This window comes from Streptomyces sp. NBC_01463 (assembly GCA_036227345.1).
Classification (GTDB): domain Bacteria; phylum Actinomycetota; class Actinomycetes; order Streptomycetales; family Streptomycetaceae; genus Streptomyces.
The window spans coordinates 2,390,815-2,412,752 of sequence record CP109468.1 but is presented as its reverse complement, the minus strand read 5'-3'; the positions used below and the strand labels follow the sequence as shown (position 1 = coordinate 2,412,752).

Sequence of the window (21,938 nt, the reverse complement as noted above, 5' to 3'; positions counted from 1 at the left end):
CCCGAAAGAAGCAAGCATGAGCAAGCTGCGCGTGGCCGTTCTCGGTGCCCGGGGCCGTATCGGCTCCGAGGCGGTCCGAGCCGTCGAGGCCGCCGACGACATGGAGCTGGTGGCCGCACTCGGCCGCGGCGACAAGCTGGAGACCCTGGCGGACGCCGGTGCCCAGGTCGTCGTCGAGCTCACCACCCCCACGTCGGTGATGGAGAACCTCGAGTTCTGCACCGGGCACGGCATCCACGCCGTGGTCGGCACCACCGGCTGGACCGACGAACGGCTCGCGCAGCTGACCACCTGGCTCTCCGGCTCGCCGGGGACCGGCGTGCTCATCGCGCCGAACTTCTCCATCGGCGCGGTCCTCACCATGAAGTTCGCACAGCAGGCCGCGCGCTACTTCGAGTCGGTCGAGGTCATCGAGCTGCACCACCCCAACAAGGCGGACGCCCCCTCCGGCACCGCCGCGCGCACCGCCCAGCTGATCGCCGAGGCCCGCCGCGAGGCCGGCTGCGCACCCCAGCCGGACGCCACCGCGACGGCACTGGACGGGGCGCGCGGCGCGGACGTCGACGGGATCCCGGTCCACTCGGTCCGGCTCCGCGGCCTCCTGGCCCACCAGGAGGTGCTGCTCGGGGGCGAGGGCGAGACCCTCACCCTCCGGCACGACTCCCTGCACCACAGCAGCTTCATGCCGGGCATCCTGCTCGGCGCACGCCGCGTGACGACCACTCCGGGCCTCACGTTCGGCCTGGAAAACTTCCTCGACCTGAACTGACTGAGCCCCGCCATGCGCGCAAAGATCACTTACGTCGTCACCGCTGCCGTCCTGGTCTTCTACTTCGTCCTGGTCGGCAGCCGGGGTGTCCTGCTCATCGAGCACGGCTCGCTGGTCACGGTGACCTTCGGGGTCGCCGTGCTGATCCTGCCGGTCATCGGCATCTGGTTCCTCTGGAAGAACACCCAGTTCGTCCGGAGGGCCAACGCCCTGGCCGCCGAACTCGACGCCGAGGGCGGACTGCCGGTCGACGAACTGGTCCGTACCCCGAGCGGGCGAATCGACCGTGACTCGGCGGACGCGGTGTTCGCACGCCGCCGGGAGGAGACGGAGGACGCGCCGGACGACTGGCGCTGCTGGTTCCGCCTCGCCGTGGCCTACCAGGACGCCAGGGACACCCCCAGGGCCCGCAAGGCCATGCAACGAGCCATCGCCCTCCGCAACCGCCCGGCGTCCACTACGGCCCCGTCCAGCCCTTGAACCCCGCAAGCCCGCCCGGCAACTCAACCCGGACGGGCCACTTCGAGCCGGACGGGCATCGTTTCCAGCCCGTCCGGCGATGGAGTACAAGGTCCTTCAGCCCGTCCGGCGATTGAGGACGTACCGCCGGACGGCCGGCCCCGCTAGGGACGCCGGTACTCGTCCCCCCAGGCCTCAATCGTGTCCGCGGCCCGGTCGAACGCCTCACCCCGCGCCAGGAAGTCCGCGTTGGAGTCCGTGAGCAGCGGCGGCACCGCGTCCCCGCCCTTGCGTACGACGATCAGGGCCTGGCCCTGCACCGTGCGCGGGAACCCGAGCCACTTCACCGGCTGCTGCACGGTACGGACCGCCGCCGCACGGTTCCACGGCACCGTCGTCGTCCGGAAGAAGCCCACCCGGCGCACGCCGTGCCGGCTCACCCAGGCGCCGATCCGCAGCATCCGCAGGGCGCAGAGGATCACCGCGAGAGCCAGGGCGAGACAGGCGCCGGCCCCGGGCAGCGCCCCGGCGAACGCCGTGATCATCCCGGCGAACAGGATGAACGAGGCAAGCAGCAGCAGACCGGCCGCGGCCGCGACACGCCAGGGCCCGGGGCGGTAGGGACGCCGCCAGCTGTCGTGGTCGTCGAACGGCAGCGCGACATCCTCAGCGCTCGCGTCAAACGCGCGGTCGGCCGTCAGGAAGGGCAGGGGCACGACTGATCCTCACTCACAAGCACGCTCGATTGCTGTGCCCGGTGAGGCTACCGAGGAGGCTACCGGCCGGACCACCCCAGGGGGCCCGTCCGAGTCATCGCCCGTGTGCGGCCTCGGTCTGCTGACTGTGCTGCGGAGACTGCTCGGGCGCCAGGGCGGGCAGGCCGAGCAGCAGCGATCCGGCGAGCCCGGCGACCACGACGAGGCCGATCAGGATGCTGCCTGTCCGCTCGGAGAGGGAGGCACGCTCGCGCGGGGGCGGTGTGACGTTACTGCGGAATCGGTCGGCCTCGGCTACGAACGAGAACGGGACGGATTCACGCCGGCGGAACATGAGGTGGCTCTCCTTGAACTCTGATTCGGGTGGTGCCACTGAGTCAGACGCATGACAGGCCCGATCGGTGCCCCGAATCGCCGGATTGACCGAAGAAATCCCCGGACGGGCGGTGCCGACCGCGTTGTCGGTGGCGGCCCGTAGAGTGGGCGCCGCCCGAGCGACGCCATTGGAAGGACCCCCGCCGGTGACCGACACCCCCGAACCCGCAAAGCCCAGCTTCCGCAGCGATGTCACCGTTGACCTGGTGAAACATGCCGCAGGTGACTCCGATGTGCTCTTCGCCGCCCGTGTCTCCACGGCCGGTGAGCAGTCCCTCGAAGAGGTCACCAAGGATCCTGAGCGCTCCAAGGGGCTCATCAACTACCTGATGCGGGACCGGCACGGAAGCCCGTTCGAGCACAACTCGATGACCTTCTTCATCAGCGCCCCGATCTTCGTGTTCCGCGAGTTCATGCGGCACCGCGTGGGCTGGTCGTACAACGAGGAATCGGGCCGCTACAGGGAGCTGGAGCCGGTCTTCTACGTCCCGGGGGAGTCCCGCAAGCTGGTCCAGCAGGGCCGCCCCGGCAAGTACGAGTTCGTCGAGGGCACCGAGGCGCAGGCGGAGCTCACCGGCCGTGTCATGGAGGACTCGTACCGCCAGGCGTACGAGGCCTACCAGGAGATGCTCGCCGCGGGTGTGGCCCGTGAGGTCGCCCGTGCGGTCCTCCCGGTCGGCCTGTTCTCCTCGATGTACGCCACGTGCAACGCCCGCTCGCTGATGCACTTCCTCGGCCTGCGTACGCAGCACGAACTCGCGAAGGTCCCGTCCTTCCCGCAGCGCGAGATCGAGATGGTCGGCGAGCAGATGGAAGCGCACTGGGCACAGCTCATGCCGCTCACCCATGCAGCCTTCAACAAAAACGGACGCGTTGCCCCGTAAGCGGTGTCCGTATTGCGGCGTTTCGTGAAGTTCATCTAGGCTGATCAAACGGACCCGGCACTGCTTGAACCCCCGAGCAGGCAGTGCCGGGCTCCTCTTGCTTGTCCCCCCGAGGGGACACCGGGCGCCGAGCAACGAGTAGCGTGGTACCCATGGCTCCGATCTCCACTCCGCAGACCCCCTTCGGGCGGGTCCTCACCGCTATGGTCACGCCGTTCACGGCGGACGGCGCACTCGACATCGACGGTGCCCAGCGGCTCGCCACCCATCTGGTCGACTCAGGCAATGACGGCCTGATCATCAACGGCACCACCGGCGAGTCCCCGACCACCAGCGATGCGGAGAAAGACCAGCTCGTACGGGCTGTGCTGGAGGCGGTGGGGGACCGGGCGCACATCGTCGCCGGCATCGGCACCAACGACACCCGCCACAGCATCGAGCTCGCCCGCACGGCCGAGCGCTCCGGCGCCCACGGCCTCCTGGCGGTCACTCCGTACTACAACAAGCCGCCGCAGGAGGGCCTCCTCCGGCACTTCACGGCGATCGCGGACTCCACGGGTCTGCCGGTGATGCTCTACGACATTCCCGGCCGCAGTGGTGTGCCGATCGACACAGAGACCCTCGTCCGGCTGGCCGAGCACCCGCGCATCGTGGCCAACAAGGACGCCAAGGGCGACCTCGGCCGCGCCAGCTGGGCCATCGCCCAGTCCGGACTGGCCTGGTACTCCGGCGACGACATGCTGAACCTCCCGCTCCTCTCGGTGGGCGCGGTCGGGTTCGTCTCCGTCGTCGGCCACATCGTCACCCCGGACCTGCGGGCGCTCATCGAGGCCCACCTCGGGGGAGACGTCCAGAAGGCCACGGAGATCCACCAGAAGCTGCTGCCGGTCTTCACGGGCATGTTCCGCACCCAGGGCGTGATCACCACCAAGGCGGCACTGACCCTCCAGGGCCTCCCGGCAGGTCCGCTGCGGCTGCCCCTGGTGGAACTCTCCGCGCAGGAAACGGCACAGCTCAAGATCGATCTCGCCGCCGGTGGGGTACAGCTCTAACCACAGACTTCACAACTGAATACGCGAAGAACACTCGCAATGAGCAACACCAAAGACAACAGCAAGTGCACGAATGACATGCGCGCCACGTGCCCAAGCGGTACGTGGCGCGTGTGGTAAGGAGAGTCTTTTGAGTCATCCGCATCCTGAACTCGGCACCCCGCCGAAGCTCCCGAAGGGCGGCCTGCGGGTCACCCCCCTCGGCGGCCTCGGCGAAATCGGCCGCAACATGACGGTCTTCGAGTACGGCGGCCGCCTGCTCATCGTCGACTGCGGCGTCCTCTTCCCGGAGGAGGAGCAGCCGGGCATCGACCTGATCCTTCCGGACTTCACGACCATCCGGGACCGCCTCGACGACGTCGAGGGCATCGTCCTGACGCACGGCCACGAGGACCACATCGGTGGTGTCCCGTATCTGCTGCGTCTGAAGCCGGACATCCCGCTGATCGGCTCCAAGCTGACCCTCGCGCTCATCGAGGCCAAGCTCCAGGAGCACCGCATCCGCCCGTACACCCTTGAGGTCACGGAGGGACAGCGGGAGCGCATCGGAGTCTTCGACTGCGAGTTCATCGCGGTCAACCACTCCATCCCGGACGCGCTCGCGGTCGCCATCCGCACCCCCGCGGGCATGGCGGTCGCCACCGGCGACTTCAAGATGGACCAGCTGCCGCTGGACGGCCGCCTCACCGACCTGCACGCGTTCGCGCGGCTGAGCGAGGAGGGCATCGACCTTCTGCTCTCCGACTCGACGAACGCGGAGGTGCCCGGCTTCGTCCCGCCGGAGCGGGACATCCAGAACGTCCTGCGCACGGTCTTCGCCAACGCCCAGAAGCGCATCATCGTGGCGAGCTTCGCCAGCCACGTGCACCGCATCCAGCAGATCCTCGACACGGCCCACGAGTACGGCCGCCGGGTCGCCTTCGTCGGACGCTCGATGGTCCGGAACATGGGCATCGCCCGTGACCTGGGCTATCTGAAGGTTCCCGCGGGCCTGGTCGTCGACGTGAAGACCCTCGACGACCTGCCGGACGACGAGGTCGTGCTGGTCTGTACGGGCTCGCAGGGCGAGCCGATGGCGGCCCTGTCCCGGATGGCCAACCGCGACCACCAGATCCGCATCGTCCAGGGCGACACGGTCATCCTGGCGTCGTCGCTGATCCCGGGTAACGAGAACGCGGTCTACCGCGTGATCAACGGCCTGACCCGCTGGGGCGCCAACGTCGTCCACAAGGGCAACGCCAAGGTCCACGTCTCGGGCCACGCCTCGGCCGGCGAGCTGCTGTACTTCTACAACATCTGCAAGCCGAAGAACCTGATGCCGGTCCACGGCGAGTGGCGCCACCTGAGGGCCAACGCCGAACTGGGCGCCCTCACCGGCGTTCCGAAGGACCACATCGTCATCGCCGAGGACGGCGTGGTCGTCGACCTGATCGACGGCAAGGCCAAGATCGTCGGCAAGGTCCAGGCGGGATACGTGTACGTGGACGGCCTCTCGGTCGGCGACGTCACCGAGACGTCCCTCAAGGACCGCCGCATCCTGGGCGACGAGGGCATCATCTCCGTCTTCATCGTGGTCGACAGCTCCTCCGGCAAGATCGTGGGCGGCCCCCACATCCAGGCCAGGGGCTCCGGCATCGACGACTCGGCGTTCAGCGCGGTCGTACCGAAGGTCGAAGAGGCCCTCAACAAGTCGGCCCAGGACGGCGTCATGGAGCCGCACCAGCTCCAGCAGCTGGTCCGCCGCACGGTGGGCAAGTGGGTCTCCGACACCTACCGCCGGCGCCCGATGATCCTTCCCGTCGTCGTCGAGGTCTGACGCCGGCAGGGCTGAACAGGCGCGAACTCCGGAGCGGGGCCCCCGATTTGCATCGGGGCGCCCCGCTCCAGTACGTTTACGTCTCCACCTCGCCGGGAAGCACCGCGCACACACGTGCCCGTGAGCCTCCCGCAGAGGGTGGGAATTCCGACTCAGAAGTTCTGATAAAGTCGGATCCGCCGAAAGGCAAGGCCACTTCAACGGCCACCGGAATTCAAATTCGGACCGGAAACGGAACGAAATGAGTCTGGTAAGGTTGGAACCGCCGGAAAGGGAAACGCGAAAGCGAAGAACTGGAAAGCGGTAAATGCGAGGCCCGCTTCGACCGGGAATCGGACACGAAAGAGTCTGATAGAGTCGGAAACGCAAGACCGAAGGGAAGCGCCCGGAGGAAAGCCCGAGAGGGTGAGTACAAAGGAAGCGTCCGTTCCTTGAGAACTCAACAGCGTGCCAAAAGTCAACGCCAGATATGTTGATACCCCGACCTGCTTCGGCAGGTTCGAGGTTCCTTTGAAAGTCCTAACAGGCCTTTACCGGCCTGGTAGGCAATGAACACAGCGAGGACACAGTGAACGGTCGGTCTTATTCCGACCTGACCGTTCCGCTCTCGTGTGTGTCTACCCGATTACGGGAAAACATTCACGGAGAGTTTGATCCTGGCTCAGGACGAACGCTGGCGGCGTGCTTAACACATGCAAGTCGAACGATGAAGCCTTTCGGGGTGGATTAGTGGCGAACGGGTGAGTAACACGTGGGCAATCTGCCCTTCACTCTGGGACAAGCCCTGGAAACGGGGTCTAATACCGGATAATACTTTCTCTCTCATGGGGGAAGGTTAAAAGCTCCGGCGGTGAAGGATGAGCCCGCGGCCTATCAGCTAGTTGGTGGGGTAATGGCCTACCAAGGCGACGACGGGTAGCCGGCCTGAGAGGGCGACCGGCCACACTGGGACTGAGACACGGCCCAGACTCCTACGGGAGGCAGCAGTGGGGAATATTGCACAATGGGCGAAAGCCTGATGCAGCGACGCCGCGTGAGGGATGACGGCCTTCGGGTTGTAAACCTCTTTCAGCAGGGAAGAAGCGAAAGTGACGGTACCTGCAGAAGAAGCGCCGGCTAACTACGTGCCAGCAGCCGCGGTAATACGTAGGGCGCAAGCGTTGTCCGGAATTATTGGGCGTAAAGAGCTCGTAGGCGGCTTGTTGCGTCGGTTGTGAAAGCCCGGGGCTTAACCCCGGGTCTGCAGTCGATACGGGCAGGCTAGAGTGTGGTAGGGGAGATCGGAATTCCTGGTGTAGCGGTGAAATGCGCAGATATCAGGAGGAACACCGGTGGCGAAGGCGGATCTCTGGGCCATTACTGACGCTGAGGAGCGAAAGCGTGGGGAGCGAACAGGATTAGATACCCTGGTAGTCCACGCCGTAAACGTTGGGAACTAGGTGTTGGCGACATTCCACGTCGTCGGTGCCGCAGCTAACGCATTAAGTTCCCCGCCTGGGGAGTACGGCCGCAAGGCTAAAACTCAAAGGAATTGACGGGGGCCCGCACAAGCAGCGGAGCATGTGGCTTAATTCGACGCAACGCGAAGAACCTTACCAAGGCTTGACATCGCCCGGAAAGCCGTAGAGATACGGCCCCCCTTGTGGTCGGGTGACAGGTGGTGCATGGCTGTCGTCAGCTCGTGTCGTGAGATGTTGGGTTAAGTCCCGCAACGAGCGCAACCCTTGTTCTGTGTTGCCAGCATGCCCTTCGGGGTGATGGGGACTCACAGGAGACTGCCGGGGTCAACTCGGAGGAAGGTGGGGACGACGTCAAGTCATCATGCCCCTTATGTCTTGGGCTGCACACGTGCTACAATGGCCGGTACAATGAGCTGCGATGCCGCGAGGCGGAGCGAATCTCAAAAAGCCGGTCTCAGTTCGGATTGGGGTCTGCAACTCGACCCCATGAAGTCGGAGTTGCTAGTAATCGCAGATCAGCATTGCTGCGGTGAATACGTTCCCGGGCCTTGTACACACCGCCCGTCACGTCACGAAAGTCGGTAACACCCGAAGCCGGTGGCCCAACCCCTTGTGGGAGGGAGCTGTCGAAGGTGGGACTGGCGATTGGGACGAAGTCGTAACAAGGTAGCCGTACCGGAAGGTGCGGCTGGATCACCTCCTTTCTAAGGAGCACTTCTTACCGGACCTCGGTTCGGTCAGAGGCCAGTACACCGGCGAATGTTCGGTGCTGGTTGCTCATGGGTGGAACGTTGACTATTCGGCACGACAGGTTGTTTTCACTAGTACTGCTTCGGCGTGGAACGTGAGGGTGATCGGTCGGGTCGGGCACGCTGTTGGGTATCTGAAGGTACGGCCGTAAAGGTCGTCCTTCGGTTGCCGGCCCCAGTGAACTCGCCTGTAAGGGTGGGGTGATGGGTGGCTGGTCGTTGTTTGAGAACTGCACAGTGGACGCGAGCATCTGTGGCCAAGTTTTTAAGGGCGCACGGTGGATGCCTTGGCACCAGGAACCGATGAAGGACGTGGGAGGCCACGATAGGCCCCGGGGAGCTGTCAACCAAGCTTTGATCCGGGGGTGTCCGAATGGGGAAACCCGGCAGTCGTCATGGGCTGTCACCCGCTGCTGAACACATAGGCAGTGTGGAGGGAACGAGGGGAAGTGAAACATCTCAGTACCCTCAGGAAGAGAAAACAACCGTGATTCCGGGAGTAGTGGCGAGCGAAACTGGATCAGGCCAAACCGTATGCGTGTGATACCCGGCAGGGGTTGCGCATGCGGGGTTGTGGGATCTCTTTTTCATAGTCTGCCGGCTGTGAGACGAGTCAGAAACCGTTGATGTAGGCGAAGGACATGCGAAAGGTCCGGCGTAGAGGGTAAGACCCCCGTAGCTGAAACATTAACGGCTCGTTTAAGAGACACCCAAGTAGCACGGGGCCCGAGAAATCCCGTGTGAATCTGGCGGGACCACCCGTTAAGCCTAAATATTCCCTGGTGACCGATAGCGGATAGTACCGTGAGGGAATGGTGAAAAGTACCGCGGGAGCGGAGTGAAATAGTACCTGAAACCGTGTGCCTACAAGCCGTGGGAGCGTCGCGCATCGAGTTTACTCGGTGCGTCGTGACTGCGTGCCTTTTGAAGAATGAGCCTGCGAGTTTGCGGTGTGTTGCGAGGTTAACCCGTGTGGGGAAGCCGTAGCGAAAGCGAGTCCGAATAGGGCGATTTAGTAGCGCGCTCAAGACCCGAAGCGGAGTGATCTAGCCATGGGCAGGTTGAAGCGGAGGTAAGACTTCGTGGAGGACCGAACCCACCAGGGTTGAAAACCTGGGGGATGACCTGTGGTTAGGGGTGAAAGGCCAATCAAACTCCGTGATAGCTGGTTCTCCCCGAAATGCATTTAGGTGCAGCGTCGTGTGTTTCTTGCCGGAGGTAGAGCACTGGATAGGCGATGGGCCCTACCGGGTTACTGACCTTAGCCAAACTCCGAATGCCGGTAAGTGAGAGCACGGCAGTGAGACTGTGGGGGATAAGCTCCATGGTCGAGAGGGAAACAGCCCAGAGCATCGACTAAGGCCCCTAAGCGTACGCTAAGTGGGAAAGGATGTGGAGTCGCAGAGACAACCAGGAGGTTGGCTTAGAAGCAGCCACCCTTGAAAGAGTGCGTAATAGCTCACTGGTCAAGTGATTCCGCGCCGACAATGTAGCGGGGCTCAAGCGTACCGCCGAAGTCGTGTCATTCCAGCATTAAGGGCCAACGCCTGCTGGGATGGGTAGGGGAGCGTCGTGTGCCGGGTGAAGCAGCCGCGGAAGCGAGTTGTGGACGGTTCACGAGTGAGAATGCAGGCATGAGTAGCGATACACACGTGAGAAACGTGTGCGCCGATTGACTAAGGGTTCCTGGGTCAAGCTGATCTGCCCAGGGTAAGTCGGGACCTAAGGCGAGGCCGACAGGCGTAGTCGATGGACAACCGGTTGATATTCCGGTACCCGCTTTGAAACGCCCAATACTGAATCAGGCGATGCTAAGTCCGTGAAGCCGGCCCGATCTCTTCGGAGTTGAGGGTAGTGGTGGAGCCGACGAACCAGACTTGTACTAGGTAAGCGATGGGGTGACGCAGGAAGGTAGTCCAGCCCGGGCGGTGGTAGTCCCGGGGTAAGGGTGTAGGCCGTGTGGTAGGTAAATCCGTCACACATTAAGGCTGAGACCTGATGCCGAGCCGATTGTGGTGAAGTGGATGATCCTATGCTGTCGAGAAAAGCCTCTAGCGAGTTTCATGGCGGCCCGTACCCTAAACCGACTCAGGTAGTCAGGTAGAGAATACCGAGGCGTTCGGGTGAACTATGGTTAAGGAACTCGGCAAAATGCCCCCGTAACTTCGGGAGAAGGGGGGCCATCACTGGTGAGGGAACTTGCTTCCTGAGCTGGGGGTGGCCGCAGAGACCAGCGAGAAGCGACTGTTTACTAAAAACACAGGTCCGTGCGAAGCCGTAAGGCGATGTATACGGACTGACGCCTGCCCGGTGCTGGAACGTTAAGGGGACCGGTTAGCTGACTTTCGGGTCGGCGAAGCTGAGAACTTAAGCGCCAGTAAACGGCGGTGGTAACTATAACCATCCTAAGGTAGCGAAATTCCTTGTCGGGTAAGTTCCGACCTGCACGAATGGCGTAACGACTTCTCGACTGTCTCAACCATAGGCCCGGTGAAATTGCACTACGAGTAAAGATGCTCGTTTCGCGCAGCAGGACGGAAAGACCCCGGGACCTTTACTATAGTTTGATATTGGTGTTCGGTTCGGCTTGTGTAGGATAGGTGGGAGACTTTGAAGCGGCCACGCCAGTGGTTGTGGAGTCGTCGTTGAAATACCACTCTGGTCGTGCTGGATGTCTAACCTGGGTCCGTGATCCGGATCAGGGACAGTGTCTGATGGGTAGTTTAACTGGGGCGGTTGCCTCCTAAAGAGTAACGGAGGCGCCCAAAGGTTCCCTCAGCCTGGTTGGCAATCAGGTGTTGAGTGTAAGTGCACAAGGGAGCTTGACTGTGAGACCGACGGGTCGAGCAGGGACGAAAGTCGGGACTAGTGATCCGGCAGTGGCTTGTGGAAGCGCTGTCGCTCAACGGATAAAAGGTACCCCGGGGATAACAGGCTGATCTTCCCCAAGAGTCCATATCGACGGGATGGTTTGGCACCTCGATGTCGGCTCGTCGCATCCTGGGGCTGGAGTCGGTCCCAAGGGTTGGGCTGTTCGCCCATTAAAGCGGTACGCGAGCTGGGTTTAGAACGTCGTGAGACAGTTCGGTCCCTATCCGCTGTGCGCGTAGGAATATTGAGAAGGGCTGTCCCTAGTACGAGAGGACCGGGACGGACGAACCTCTGGTGTGCCAGTTGTCCTGCCAAGGGCATGGCTGGTTGGCTACGTTCGGAAAGGATAACCGCTGAAAGCATCTAAGCGGGAAGCCTGCTTCGAGATGAGTATTCCCACCAACTTGATTGGTTAAGGCTCCCAGTAGACGACTGGGTTGATAGGCCAGATGTGGAAGCCCGGTAACGGGTGGAGCTGACTGGTACTAATAGGCCGAGGGCTTGTCCTCAGTTGCTCGCGTCCACTGTGTTAGTTCTGAAATAACGAACGGCCGTGTTTTGTTCCGGTGTTGGTTAATTTCATAGTGTTTCGGTGGTCATTGCGTTAGGGAAACGCCCGGTTACATTCCGAACCCGGAAGCTAAGCCTTTCAGCGCCGATGGTACTGCAGGGGGGACCCTGTGGGAGAGTAGGACGCCGCCGAACTCCTTTTAAAATGGTTGAGCCCCGTGCCCTTGTGGCACGGGGCTTTTCCGCGTTTACAGGGTCTCTCGGCCGGCGAGCTGCGGCCGACCGCGGCGGCCTCGGGGGAGGCGTCGGCTGTTGCAACGCCTCTGCTGGAACGCCGCTGGTGGGCGGGCTGGTGACGGTGCGACAGGCGGTTTTGCACACCCCCTCGTTCAGGGTATGCTTTAGCTCGTTGCCGCAGGGCAGCAAGGCCCCAATAGCTCAGTCGGTAGAGCGTCTCCATGGTAAGGAGAAGGTCTGCGGTTCGATTCCGCATTGGGGCTCAGAACAGGGAAAGGCCCCCGCCAAGTGGCGGGGGCCTTTCGCGTATCCGGAGGCATCGGAAGCCATCCGGAGTCATCGGCCGTTACACGGCGGCCGGTGGCTCCGGGACGCGCATCGCGAGGATGGCCATGTCGTCCGATGCCGGCTCGGCGGCGAATCGCTCGACGGCCCGCAGAATGCGTGCCGCGACCGCTCCGGCCGTCAGGCCCGTGCAGTTGGCCAGGACGTCCGCCAGGCCGTCGTCACCGAGCATCCGCGTGCCTTCGCGGCGTTCGGTGACACCGTCGGTCACGCACAGCAGGACGTCGCCCGGTTCCAGGGTCACCGTCTGCTCGTACAGTTCCAGGTCCTCGATGACGCCCAGCAGGGGCTGCGGTTCGGCGGCTGCCTCGACCGAGCCGTCCTGGCGCAGGCGCAGGGGCAGCGGATGGCCGGCACAGACCACCTTCAGAAGGGCGCTGCCGTCCTCCTGGGGCCACAACTCCCCGTACAGCAGGGTCAGGAAGCGGCTGCGGGCGCCCTCGTCGAGGATCGCGGCGTTCAGCCGCTCCAGGACGGCGGGGCCGCCGAAGCCCTCGCGGGCGAGCAGGCGCAGTGCGTGCCGGGCCAGACCCGTGACCGCCGCCGCCTCCGGGCCCGTGCCGCAGACGTCGCCGATGGCGAAGCCGTAGGCGCCGTCACGGATCGGGAAGACGTCGTAGAAGTCGCCGCCCACCTCGTTGCCCTCACCGGCTGCCCGGTAGATGACCTCGATCTCGACATTGGGCACGTCGGGCAGCCCCGGCGGCAGCAGACTGCGCTGCAGGGACTGGCTGATCGCCATGCGCTCCGAGTAGAGGCGGGCGTTGTCCAGGGCGAGGGCTGCCCGGCGCGAGAGGTCCTCGGCGAGCTCCAGGATCTCCTGGCGGAAGTGGTCGTCGGACGGTTTGCCGAGCGTGAGCATGCCGATGACGCGGTTGCGGGCGACGAGTGGCAGGACCACGGTCTCCCCGCCCACCGCGGCCGCGGTGGCCAGCGTCGTACGGATACCCGCGCCGAGCCCGCCGGGGTCGCCGAGGCCGATGTTCCGCATCGACGTCCGGAGAGCCGCCTCGTGGGCGGCCTCGGAGGGTGCGGCCCAGACCCGGGCGCCCGGTGTCGGTACCGGGTCAGGCGGGGCGATCTTGGAGAGCAGGGCCTTGAGACCGTCGATCCGCTCCTCGTCCTCGTGCAGGACGTACGAGAGGTACGGGTCCGATGACTGGTCGGCGATCGTGTAGACCGCGCACCAGGTGGCCAGGGTGGGCACCGTCATCTGTGCCATCAGGGCGAGCGTCTGGTCGCGGTCGAGCGTGCCGGCCAGCAGGTCGGACGCCTCGACGAGGAAGGAGAGGGAGCCGCGGCGCAGCCGTTCCAGTTCGCCCAGGCGGGCGGACTCGACGGCCAGGGCGATGCGGTCCGCGGCGAACTGGAGGCGCAGGGCCTCCTCGTTCGAGTACCGGCCGGCGGCCTCCGCCGCGACGCCCAGGGAGCCCGTGAGCCGGCCCTCGACCTTCAGCGGAACCGTCACCACCGAGCGCATGCCCGTGTCGGTGAGCAGCGGGACGGCGCCGGGCACGGCGTCGAGGTCCTCGTGGACGGCCGGCATGCGCGCGGAGCCGTAGCGTCCGGTGCCGGCCTCGACGGGGACGCGGGCGAAGCGCTGGCGGGCCGAGGGCAGGCCGGTCGTGGCCCGGACCTCCAGCTCGGTCTCGTCGTCCGTCGCCAGCAGCAGGAACGCCGCGTCGGCGTCGAGCATGTCGCGGGCGCGCTCGACGGTGCGCTGGAGCAGGCCGTCGAGGTCGTCGGGGGCGGGGGAGCCGATGAAGACCTCGAAAGGGTCCGTCGACCGGCTCTCGGTGTTCGCGTCGGAGACCGGAGTGCGTACCGGTGACTGGAGCACCGCCCGCTCGTAGTCGCGCACCAGCAGGCACACGGTCGAGGGCTCGCCCTGGGTGTCCCGTACGCGCAGGTGGGAGCCGTAGACCGGGATCGTACGGCCGTCGGCGCCCCGGATGCCGTAGCTGCCCTCCCAGCGGGACAGGCGCAGCGCGTCCGCGATGCCGGTGTTGGTGCCGGGGGTCTGCGGCCAGGCGGTGAAGTCCGTGAGCTGCTTGCCGGTGACCTGTTCCGCCGTGTGTCCGAAGAGATACGTGGCGTCGTCGTTCCACGCGGCGATGGCCCCGGTGCTGTCGATCTGGACGACGGCCACCCTGACGCGTTCGTCGGTGACGGGGAGCAGGCCGACGGGGAGCAGCGGGCCCGCGGAGCGGATGCCCACCGGCCGGTCGGGGAGGTCGAGCTGGAACCAGACGTGTTTGTGCGTGGGGGAGTACTCGACGCCCCAGCGGGAGGCCAGGGCCGCGCACAGCAGCAGGCCGCGGCCGCTCTCCCGGTCGGGGCTGCCGAAGTCCAGGCCGGTGGACTGGAGCGGGATCTCCCGTTCCGGGTAGTGGTCGGAGACCTCGACCCGGACCCCGTCCTCCGTGCGCAGACACAGCACGTCCGCCGCGGTGCCCGCATGGACCACCGCGTTGGTGACGAGCTCGCTGGTCAGGACGACGGCGTCGTCGACCACGTCGGTGTATCCCCACCCCTGGAGGGTGTCCCGGACAAAGGCGCGGGCCGTCGCGACGGAGCGCCCGACCGGTTCGAAGGTGGCAGCCGCGCGCGCCGTGATCACAGCACTCCCCATATGGTGTGTCGTCGCTTCCCCGAGTCCTGTGCCCGTTTCTCGCCGCTTCGATTCGCTTGCCAGGCTAGACGCTCCCTCCACGTGCCGGGTACACGAGGGCCGGGTTCGGGCAGGTACCGGCAGGAACAGGGTGCTGAACGGACAAGTGTGGGCTTCCCCATGGAGGGATGTGGGACAACCATGGGAGGTTCCACCCCGACCGCTTCCGGCCTGGTACGTTTCAACGATTTGACGTCCGCATGGTCACCCGTCGACGGTGGGCTGTGGCGGTGAGCCATAGAGGATCTGGGCAAGCTCTCGGACAGGGCCCGACAAGGCCCGAGCGATTCGGTCAACCCCTGCGGGAGGGACACGGTGGAGTCTGACGTGGCGGCGCGGGGATCAGGTACGCGCAGTAAAGGCGGACAGTCCGTGAAGAAGCAGCGCAATGGAACCGTCGAGGTCGACGCCGCGGCACTCAACAGACTGCTGTCCGGTCTGGTGGCCATGCGGGACGGGAACTTCCGCAGGCGCGTGACCGTCTCCGGCGACGGCGTGATGGCGGAGCTCGCGGCCGTCTTCAACGAGGTCGCCGACCGCAATGTGCATCTCACCGGTGAGCTCGCCCGCGTGCGGCGTGTGGTCGGCCGGGAGGGCAAGCTCACCGAGCGGCTGGAGACGGGGGCCTGCGAGGGCTCCTGGGCGGCCGCGATCGACGCGTCCAACGAACTGGTCGACGATCTCGCGCGCCCGGTCTCGGAGGTCGGGCGGGTGCTGTCGGCGGTCGCCGACGGTGATCTCGAACAGCGGATGGAACTGCGGTCGCACACGGCGGACGAGACGGTACGGCCGCTGCGCGGCGAGTTCCTGAAGGTCGCGCGTACGGTCAACAACCTCGTCGACCAGCTGTCGGCGTTCACCGAGCAGGTGACGCGGGTCGCGGTCGAGGTGGGCACCGAGGGGAAGCTGGGCGGCCAGGCCCAGGTGCGCGGGATGTCCGGGTCCTGGAAGGACCTCACGGACTCCGTCAACACCATGGCGTTCCGGCTGACCGCGCAGGTGCGCGACATCGCCCTGGTGACGACGGCGGTCGCCAAGGGTGATCTGTCGCGGAAGGTCACCGTGCATGTGGCCGGTGAGATGGCCCAGCTGAAGAACACCGTCAACACGATGGTCGACCAGCTGTCCTCGTTCTCCTCCGAGGTGACCCGCGTCGCCCGTGAGGTGGGTACCGAGGGCGAGCTCGGCGGTCAGGCGACGGTGCCGGGCGTGGCCGGGGTCTGGAAGGACCTCACGGACTCCGTCAACACGATGGCGGGCAACCTCACCTCCCAGGTGCGCGGCATCGCCGAGGTGACGACGGCGGTCGCCAACGGTGACCTGTCGCAGAAGGTCCGGGTGAGCGCGCGCGGCGAGGTCGCCCAGCTCGCCGAGACCATCAACCAGATGACCGAGACGCTGCGCACCTTCGCGGACGAGGTCACCCGGGTGGCCAGCGAGGTCGGTGGCGAGGGCGTGCTCGGCGGCCAGGCACAGGTGCCGGGTGCCGCGGGTACGTGGAAGGACCTCACCGACTCGGTGAACACCGTCTTCCGCAATCTGACGACCCAGGTGCGGGACATCGCCCAGGTGACCACGGCGGTCGCCAGTGGTGACATGTCGCAGAAGGTCACCGTCGATGTGGCCGGCGAGATGCTGGAGCTGAAGAACACCGTCAACACGATGGTCGACCAGCTGCAGTCCTTCGGTTCGGAAGTGACCCGGGTGGCCCGGGAGGTCGGCGTCGAGGGCCGGCTGGGCGGCCAGGCCGAGGTGCCGGGCGCCGCCGGTACGTGGAAGGACCTCACGGACTCCGTCAACACGGCGTTCCGGAACCTGACGGGCCAGGTGCGCGACATCGCGCAGGTGACGACCGCGGTGGCCAACGGGGACCTGTCGCAGAAGGTCACCGTCGACGTGGCCGGCGAGATGCTGGAACTGAAGAACACCGTCAACACGATGGTGGCGCAGCTGTCCTCGTTCGCCGACCAGGTGACGCGGATGGCGCGGGACGTGGGCACGGAGGGCCGCCTCGGCGGTCAGGCGCGGGTCGACGGTGTCTCCGGTACGTGGAAGGAGCTCACCGACTCCGTCAACTTCATGGCGGGGAACCTGACCTCGCAGGTGCGCCAGATCGCGCAGGTGACCACGGCGGTGGCGCGGGGCGACCTGTCGCAGAAGATCGACGTGGACGCGCGCGGCGAGATCCTGGAGCTGAAGAACACCATCAACACGATGGTCGACCAGCTCTCCGCCTTCGCCGAGCAGGTGACCCGGGTGGCCCGCGAGGTGGGCACGGACGGGCGCCTCGGCGGTCAGGCGCAGGTGCCCGGCGTGGCCGGCGTGTGGCGTGATCTGACCGATTCGGTGAACGGCATGGCGGGGAACCTCACCGCCCAGGTCCGCAACATCGCGCAGGTCGCCACGGCGGTGGCGCGGGGCGACCTGTCGCAGAAGATCGACGTGGACGCGCGCGGCGAGATCCTGGAGCTGAAGAACACCCTCAACACGATGGTCGACCAGCTCTCGAACTTCGCGGAGCAGGTGACCCGGGTGGCCCGCGAGGTGGGTACCGAGGGCATTCTCGGCGGCCAGGCCGAGGTGCAGGGCGTGTCCGGTACGTGGAAGGACCTCACCCAGTCCGTCAACGGCATGGCGAACAACCTGACCCTCCAGGTCCGCAACATCGCCGAGGTCACCACCGCGGTCGCCAACGGGGATCTCTCCAAGAAGATCACCGTCGACGCCAAGGGCGAGATCCTGGAGCTGGTCACCACCGTCAACACGATGGTCGACCAGCTGATGAACTTCGGTGACGAGGTGACGCGGGTGGCCCGTGAGGTGGGCACCGAGGGCATCCTCGGCGGCCAGGCCCGGGTCCGCGGCGCCACGGGCATCTGGAAGGACCTCAGCGAGAACGTCAACCTGATGGCCAACAACCTGACCAGTCAGGTGCGGAACATCTCCCGGGTCTCGTCCGCGGTGGCCAACGGCGACCTGACGAAGAAGGTCACCGTCGAGGCGCGCGGCGAGGTCGCCGAGCTGGCCGACACCGTCAACACGATGGTGACGACCCTGTCCTCGTTCGCCGACGAGGTGACGCGAGTCGCCCGCGAGGTGGGCACGGAGGGCGAACTGGGCGGCCAGGCGCGCGTCCCGGGGGTCTCCGGCACGTGGAAGGACCTGACCGAGTCGGTGAACTCGATGGCGTCCAACCTGACCGGTCAGGTGCGCCAGATCGCGACCGTCACCACCGCCATCGCCAAGGGCGATCTCACCAAGAAGATCGACATCGATGCCCGGGGCGAGATCCTGGAGCTGAAGAACACCATCAACACGATGGTCGACCAGCTCTCGTCGTTCGCCGATCAGGTGACCAGGGTGGCCCGTGAGGTGGGCACCGAGGGGCAGCTGGGCGGCCAGGCGCGGGTGCGGGACGTGGACGGCACCTGGCGCGACCTCACCGAGTCGGTGAACGAGATGGCCGGGAACCTGACCCGTCAGGTGCGCGCCATCGCGGCCGTCGCCACCGCGGTGACCCGCGGCGACCTCAACCTCAAGATCGATGTGGATGCCGCGGGCGAGATCCAGGCCCTGCAGGACAACATCAACACGATGATCGCCAACCTGCGCGACACCACCGCCACCAACAAGGAGCAGGACTGGCTCAAGGGCAACCTCGCCCGGATCTCCGGTCTGATGCAGGGGCGGCGCGACCTGGACGACGTGGCTTCGCTGATCATGAGCGAGCTGACGCCGGTCGTCTCCGCGCAGCACGGCGCGTTCTTCCTCGCCATGGCGACCGGGGACGCCGACGCGCTGGGTGCGGACGCGGACAGGGAGGGCGCGTACGAGCTCCGGATGCGCGGCAGCTACGGCTACTCCGCGGGCTCCATGCCGACGTCCTTCCGGCCGGGCGAGACGCTCATCGGCACGGCCGCCGAGGAGAAGCGGACGATCCAGGTGGACAACGTGCCGCCGGGGTACCTGAAGATCTCCTCCGGCCTCGGCGAGGCACCGCCCGCGCACGTGATCGTGCTGCCGGTGCTCTTCGAGGGGAAGGTCCTCGGAGTGATCGAGCTGGCCTCGTTCCAGCCGTTCACGCACATCCAGCGGGACTTCCTCAACCAGCTCGCCGAGATGATCGCCACCAGCGTCAACACGATCAGCGTCAACACCACGACCGAGAAGCTGCTGGAGCAGTCGCAGGAGCTCACCGAGCAACTGCGGGACCGGTCGCAGGAGTTGGAGAACCGGCAGAAGGCCCTTCAGGCGTCCAACGCCGAACTGGAGGAGAAGGCCGAGCTGCTGGCCCAGCAGAACCGCGACATCGAGGTCAAGAACACCGAGATCGAGGAGGCGCGGCAGGTCCTGGAGGAGCGCGCCGAGCAGCTCGCCGTCTCGATGCGCTACAAGTCGGAGTTCCTGGCGAACATGTCCCACGAGTTGCGGACACCGCTCAACTCGCTGCTGATTCTGGCCAAACTGCTGGCGGACAACGCCGAGGGCAATCTGTCGCCGAAGCAGGTGGAATTCGCCGAGACGATCCACGGGGCCGGTTCCGATCTGCTCCAGCTGATCAACGACATCCTCGATCTGTCGAAGGTCGAGGCGGGCAAGATGGATGTCAGCCCGACCCGGATCGCGCTGGTCCAGCTGGTCGACTACGTGGAGGCGACCTTCCGGCCGCTCACCGCGGAAAAGGGGCTGGATTTCTCCGTACGGGTGTCGCCGGAACTCCCGGCCACGCTGCACACCGACGAGCAGCGGCTGCTCCAGGTGCTGCGCAATCTGCTCTCCAACGCGGTGAAGTTCACCGACAGCGGCGCCGTCGAGCTGGTGATCCGGCATGCGGGCGCCGAGGTGCCGAACGCGATCCGCGAGCAGTTGCTGGAGGCGGGTTCGCTGCGGGACGCCGACGCCGACCTGATCGCGTTCTCGGTGACCGACACGGGCATCGGGATCGCGTCCAGCAAGATGCTGGTGATCTTCGAGGCGTTCAAGCAGGCGGACGGCACGACCAGCCGCAAGTACGGCGGCACCGGGCTCGGCCTCTCGATCAGCCGGGAGATCGCCCGGCTGCTGGGTGGTGAGATCCACGCGGCGAGCGAGCCGGGCCGCGGCTCGACGTTCACGCTGTACCTGCCGCTGCACCCGAGCGAACTCCCGCCGCAGGGCTATCCGCAGATCGGCCCCGGCCCCATCGAGATGCACGGTGTCGTGGTCGAGAGCGGCCGGCAGCCCGTGGCGGGCCAGGGACCCGGTCAGGGCTTCCAGAGCTACGGGCAGGCCTCCGGGATGCCGGGCGACGGGAACGAGCAGGGCGGCGCGGCAGGGCTGTTGCGGCGCCGGCGCAAGGCGCTGGGCAGTGCGAAGCAGCAGCCCGCGCTGCCGCCCAGGGCGGCAGCACCGGCGGCCCAGCCGGTGCAGCAGGAGCCGTGGACGCTGGGGAGCCAGGAGGAGCCCGAGGTCCGCAGGACGTTCCGGTTCAGCGGCGAGAAGGTACTGATCGTCGACGACGACATCCGTAACGTCTTCGCGCTCACCAGCGTGCTGGAGCAGCACGGGCTGTCGGTCCTGTACGCGGAGAACGGGCGCGAGGGGATCGAAGTCCTGGAGCAGCACGATGATGTGACGGTCGTGCTGATGGACATCATGATGCCGGAGATGGACGGTTATGCCACGACTTCGGCGATCCGCAGGATGCCGCAGTTCGCCGGTCTGCCGATCGTCGCGCTCACCGCGAAGGCGATGAAGGGCGACCGGGAGAAGGCGATCGACTCCGGCGCATCGGACTATGTCACCAAGCCGGTCGACCCTGATCATCTTCTGTCGGTTATGGAGCAGTGGATGCGCGGAGAGTGATCGCAAATTGAGCGAATCAATCGTGATTTGTTGACCGACTGTGTGCGAAGGAGTGTGGGAGCGCGGTTTCCGGGGAACCTTCTGGTCTCCCACCGCGTTTTTCCTACGTGCACAGTGACATCGCGGTGACAGGGTGTGGTGACGGGCGGGGTGCGGCTACCATGACCGGCACAAGGACGGACGGCGTAAGGGAGTCGTCCCCTGGGGCGGCGCCCGGTGCAATTCCGGGGCGAGGAGGACGGGCCATGGTGCAGAAGGCCAAGATCCTCCTGGTCGATGACCGGCCGGAGAATCTGCTGGCGCTGGAGGCCATCCTCTCTGCGCTCGATCAGACACTGGTACGGGCATCGTCAGGGGAGGAAGCGCTCAAAGCGCTGCTCACGGACGACTTCGCAGTCATTTTGCTGGACGTCCAGATGCCGGGCATGGACGGTTTCGAAACCGCCGCGCACATCAAGCGGCGGGAACGGACCCGGGACATCCCGATCATCTTTCTCACCGCGATCAACCACGGTCCGCATCACACCTTCCGGGGCTATGCGGCCGGCGCGGTGGACTACATCTCGAAGCCGTTCGACCCGTGGGTGCTGCGGGCGAAGGTCTCGGTCTTCGTCGAGCTGTACATGAAGAACTGCCAGTTGCGTGAGCAGGCGGCGCTGCTGCGCCTCCAGCTCGAGGGCGGCGGGCACGTGGGCGTGAACCACGAGAAGGAGCCCGCCGGACTGCTCGCCGAGCTCTCCGCGCGGCTCGCCGCGGTCGAGGAGCAGGCCGAGGCGCTCTCCAAGCAGCTCGACGACGAGTCGGCGGACGCCGCGGCCGTCGCCACCGCCGCCCATCTGGAACGGAAGCTGACCGGGCTGCGCAGGGCGCTGGACGCCCTGGAGCCCGGCACCGGCGGCGGACCGGCCGCCCTTCCCTCGTAACAGCTCTGCGGGGCGCACCGCCCTTTCCCGCCGGGCCCCTTCGGGCCGGCGGGGGCTCAACTGGCCCGCGGACGTGGGTGTTCGGCGGAGGTGTCCCGGTTTCGGACCTTTCCGGCCCGGCGCCGCGGACGCCCGGCCCGGGGTGCCGGGCGTCCGGACCCGGTGAGTGCGCGTCAGTTTGCGGCCGCCGTACGGCGACACGGTCGGGTGAACCGGCACGCGCACGTGTTCACCGCCGCAGACACCGGTAACCTCGG

At 65.9% G+C, this 21,938-nt stretch carries 10 protein-coding genes, 1 tRNA gene and 3 rRNA genes; 11 read left to right on the top strand and 3 right to left on the bottom strand.

What is annotated here, in order from left to right; translation table 11 throughout:
• The first annotated feature begins 16 nt into the window (after positions 1-16).
• Both dapB and OG521_10440 read left to right on the top strand, forming a co-directional pair.
• On the top strand, positions 17-769 hold the full coding sequence (gene dapB, locus OG521_10445) for a 4-hydroxy-tetrahydrodipicolinate reductase (protein WUW21185.1): 753 nt from the start codon (positions 17-19) through the stop codon (positions 767-769).
• A gap of 12 nt (positions 770-781) precedes the next feature.
• Positions 782-1,249: a tetratricopeptide repeat protein gene (locus tag OG521_10440; GenBank protein WUW21184.1), complete on the top strand. Its 468-nt coding sequence runs from the start codon at positions 782-784 to the stop codon at positions 1,247-1,249.
• 143 nt (positions 1,250-1,392) lie between these two features.
• Here the strand turns inward: OG521_10440 and OG521_10435 are convergent, their stop codons facing one another.
• Together OG521_10435 and OG521_10430 are read right to left on the bottom strand one after the other, a co-directional pair.
• The gene (locus OG521_10435; GenBank protein WUW21183.1) at positions 1,393-1,944 is read right to left on the bottom strand and encodes a hypothetical protein; all 552 of its coding nucleotides are present in this window, start codon (positions 1,942-1,944) and stop codon (positions 1,393-1,395) included.
• Positions 1,945-2,038: 94 nt separating this feature from the next.
• Positions 2,039-2,278 (bottom strand): hypothetical protein, encoded by a 240-nt coding sequence (locus tag OG521_10430; GenBank protein ID WUW21182.1) that lies wholly within the window; start codon positions 2,276-2,278, stop codon positions 2,039-2,041.
• A 187-nt stretch (positions 2,279-2,465) separates the two neighbouring features.
• Here OG521_10430 and thyX point away from each other — a divergent pair, with 187 nt between their 5' ends.
• The 7 genes from thyX to OG521_10395 all read left to right on the top strand — a co-directional run bounded on the left by thyX (position 2,466) and on the right by OG521_10395 (position 12,161).
• Positions 2,466-3,203: an FAD-dependent thymidylate synthase gene (thyX, locus tag OG521_10425; GenBank protein WUW21181.1), complete on the top strand. Its 738-nt coding sequence runs from the start codon at positions 2,466-2,468 to the stop codon at positions 3,201-3,203.
• A gap of 152 nt (positions 3,204-3,355) precedes the next feature.
• Positions 3,356-4,255, top strand: a complete 900-nt coding sequence (dapA, locus tag OG521_10420; GenBank protein WUW21180.1) for a 4-hydroxy-tetrahydrodipicolinate synthase — start codon at positions 3,356-3,358, stop codon at positions 4,253-4,255.
• 130 nt (positions 4,256-4,385) lie between these two features.
• Positions 4,386-6,071: a ribonuclease J gene (locus tag OG521_10415; GenBank protein ID WUW21179.1), complete on the top strand. Its 1,686-nt coding sequence runs from the start codon at positions 4,386-4,388 to the stop codon at positions 6,069-6,071.
• Between the two features lie 638 nt (positions 6,072-6,709).
• Positions 6,710-8,235, top strand: a 16S ribosomal RNA gene (locus OG521_10410).
• 300 nt (positions 8,236-8,535) lie between these two features.
• Positions 8,536-11,660, top strand: a 23S ribosomal RNA gene (locus OG521_10405).
• A gap of 79 nt (positions 11,661-11,739) precedes the next feature.
• A 5S ribosomal RNA gene (gene rrf, locus OG521_10400) occupies positions 11,740-11,856 on the top strand.
• The 16S, 23S and 5S rRNA genes sit together here with 1 tRNA gene alongside, the layout of an rRNA operon.
• A 232-nt stretch (positions 11,857-12,088) precedes the next feature.
• Positions 12,089-12,161, top strand: a tRNA-Thr gene (locus OG521_10395).
• Between the two features lie 83 nt (positions 12,162-12,244).
• Here OG521_10395 and OG521_10390 read toward each other — a convergent pair.
• On the bottom strand, positions 12,245-14,863 hold the full coding sequence (locus OG521_10390; protein ID WUW21178.1) for a SpoIIE family protein phosphatase: 2,619 nt from the start codon (positions 14,861-14,863) through the stop codon (positions 12,245-12,247).
• 423 nt (positions 14,864-15,286) lie between these two features.
• Here OG521_10390 and OG521_10385 point away from each other — a divergent pair, with 423 nt between their 5' ends.
• Both OG521_10385 and OG521_10380 read left to right on the top strand, forming a co-directional pair.
• Positions 15,287-20,758, top strand: a complete 5,472-nt coding sequence (locus OG521_10385) for a HAMP domain-containing protein (protein ID WUW21177.1) — start codon at positions 15,287-15,289, stop codon at positions 20,756-20,758.
• A gap of 245 nt (positions 20,759-21,003) precedes the next feature.
• Complete coding sequence (locus OG521_10380; protein ID WUW21176.1) at positions 21,004-21,681, top strand: response regulator; 678 nt, start codon at positions 21,004-21,006, stop codon at positions 21,679-21,681.
• Positions 21,682-21,938: the final 257 nt, after the last annotated feature.

Coding starts and splice junctions, on each gene's coding strand:
- OG521_10430 (WUW21182.1), bottom strand. CDS start 2,278: ATGTTCCGCCGGCGTGAATCCGTCCCGTTCTCGTTCGTAGCCGAGGCC.
- dapB (WUW21185.1), top strand. CDS start 17: ATGAGCAAGCTGCGCGTGGCCGTTCTCGGTGCCCGGGGCCGTATCGGC.
- OG521_10440 (WUW21184.1), top strand. CDS start 782: ATGCGCGCAAAGATCACTTACGTCGTCACCGCTGCCGTCCTGGTCTTC.
- OG521_10380 (WUW21176.1), top strand. CDS start 21,004: ATGGTGCAGAAGGCCAAGATCCTCCTGGTCGATGACCGGCCGGAGAAT.
- dapA (WUW21180.1), top strand. CDS start 3,356: ATGGCTCCGATCTCCACTCCGCAGACCCCCTTCGGGCGGGTCCTCACC.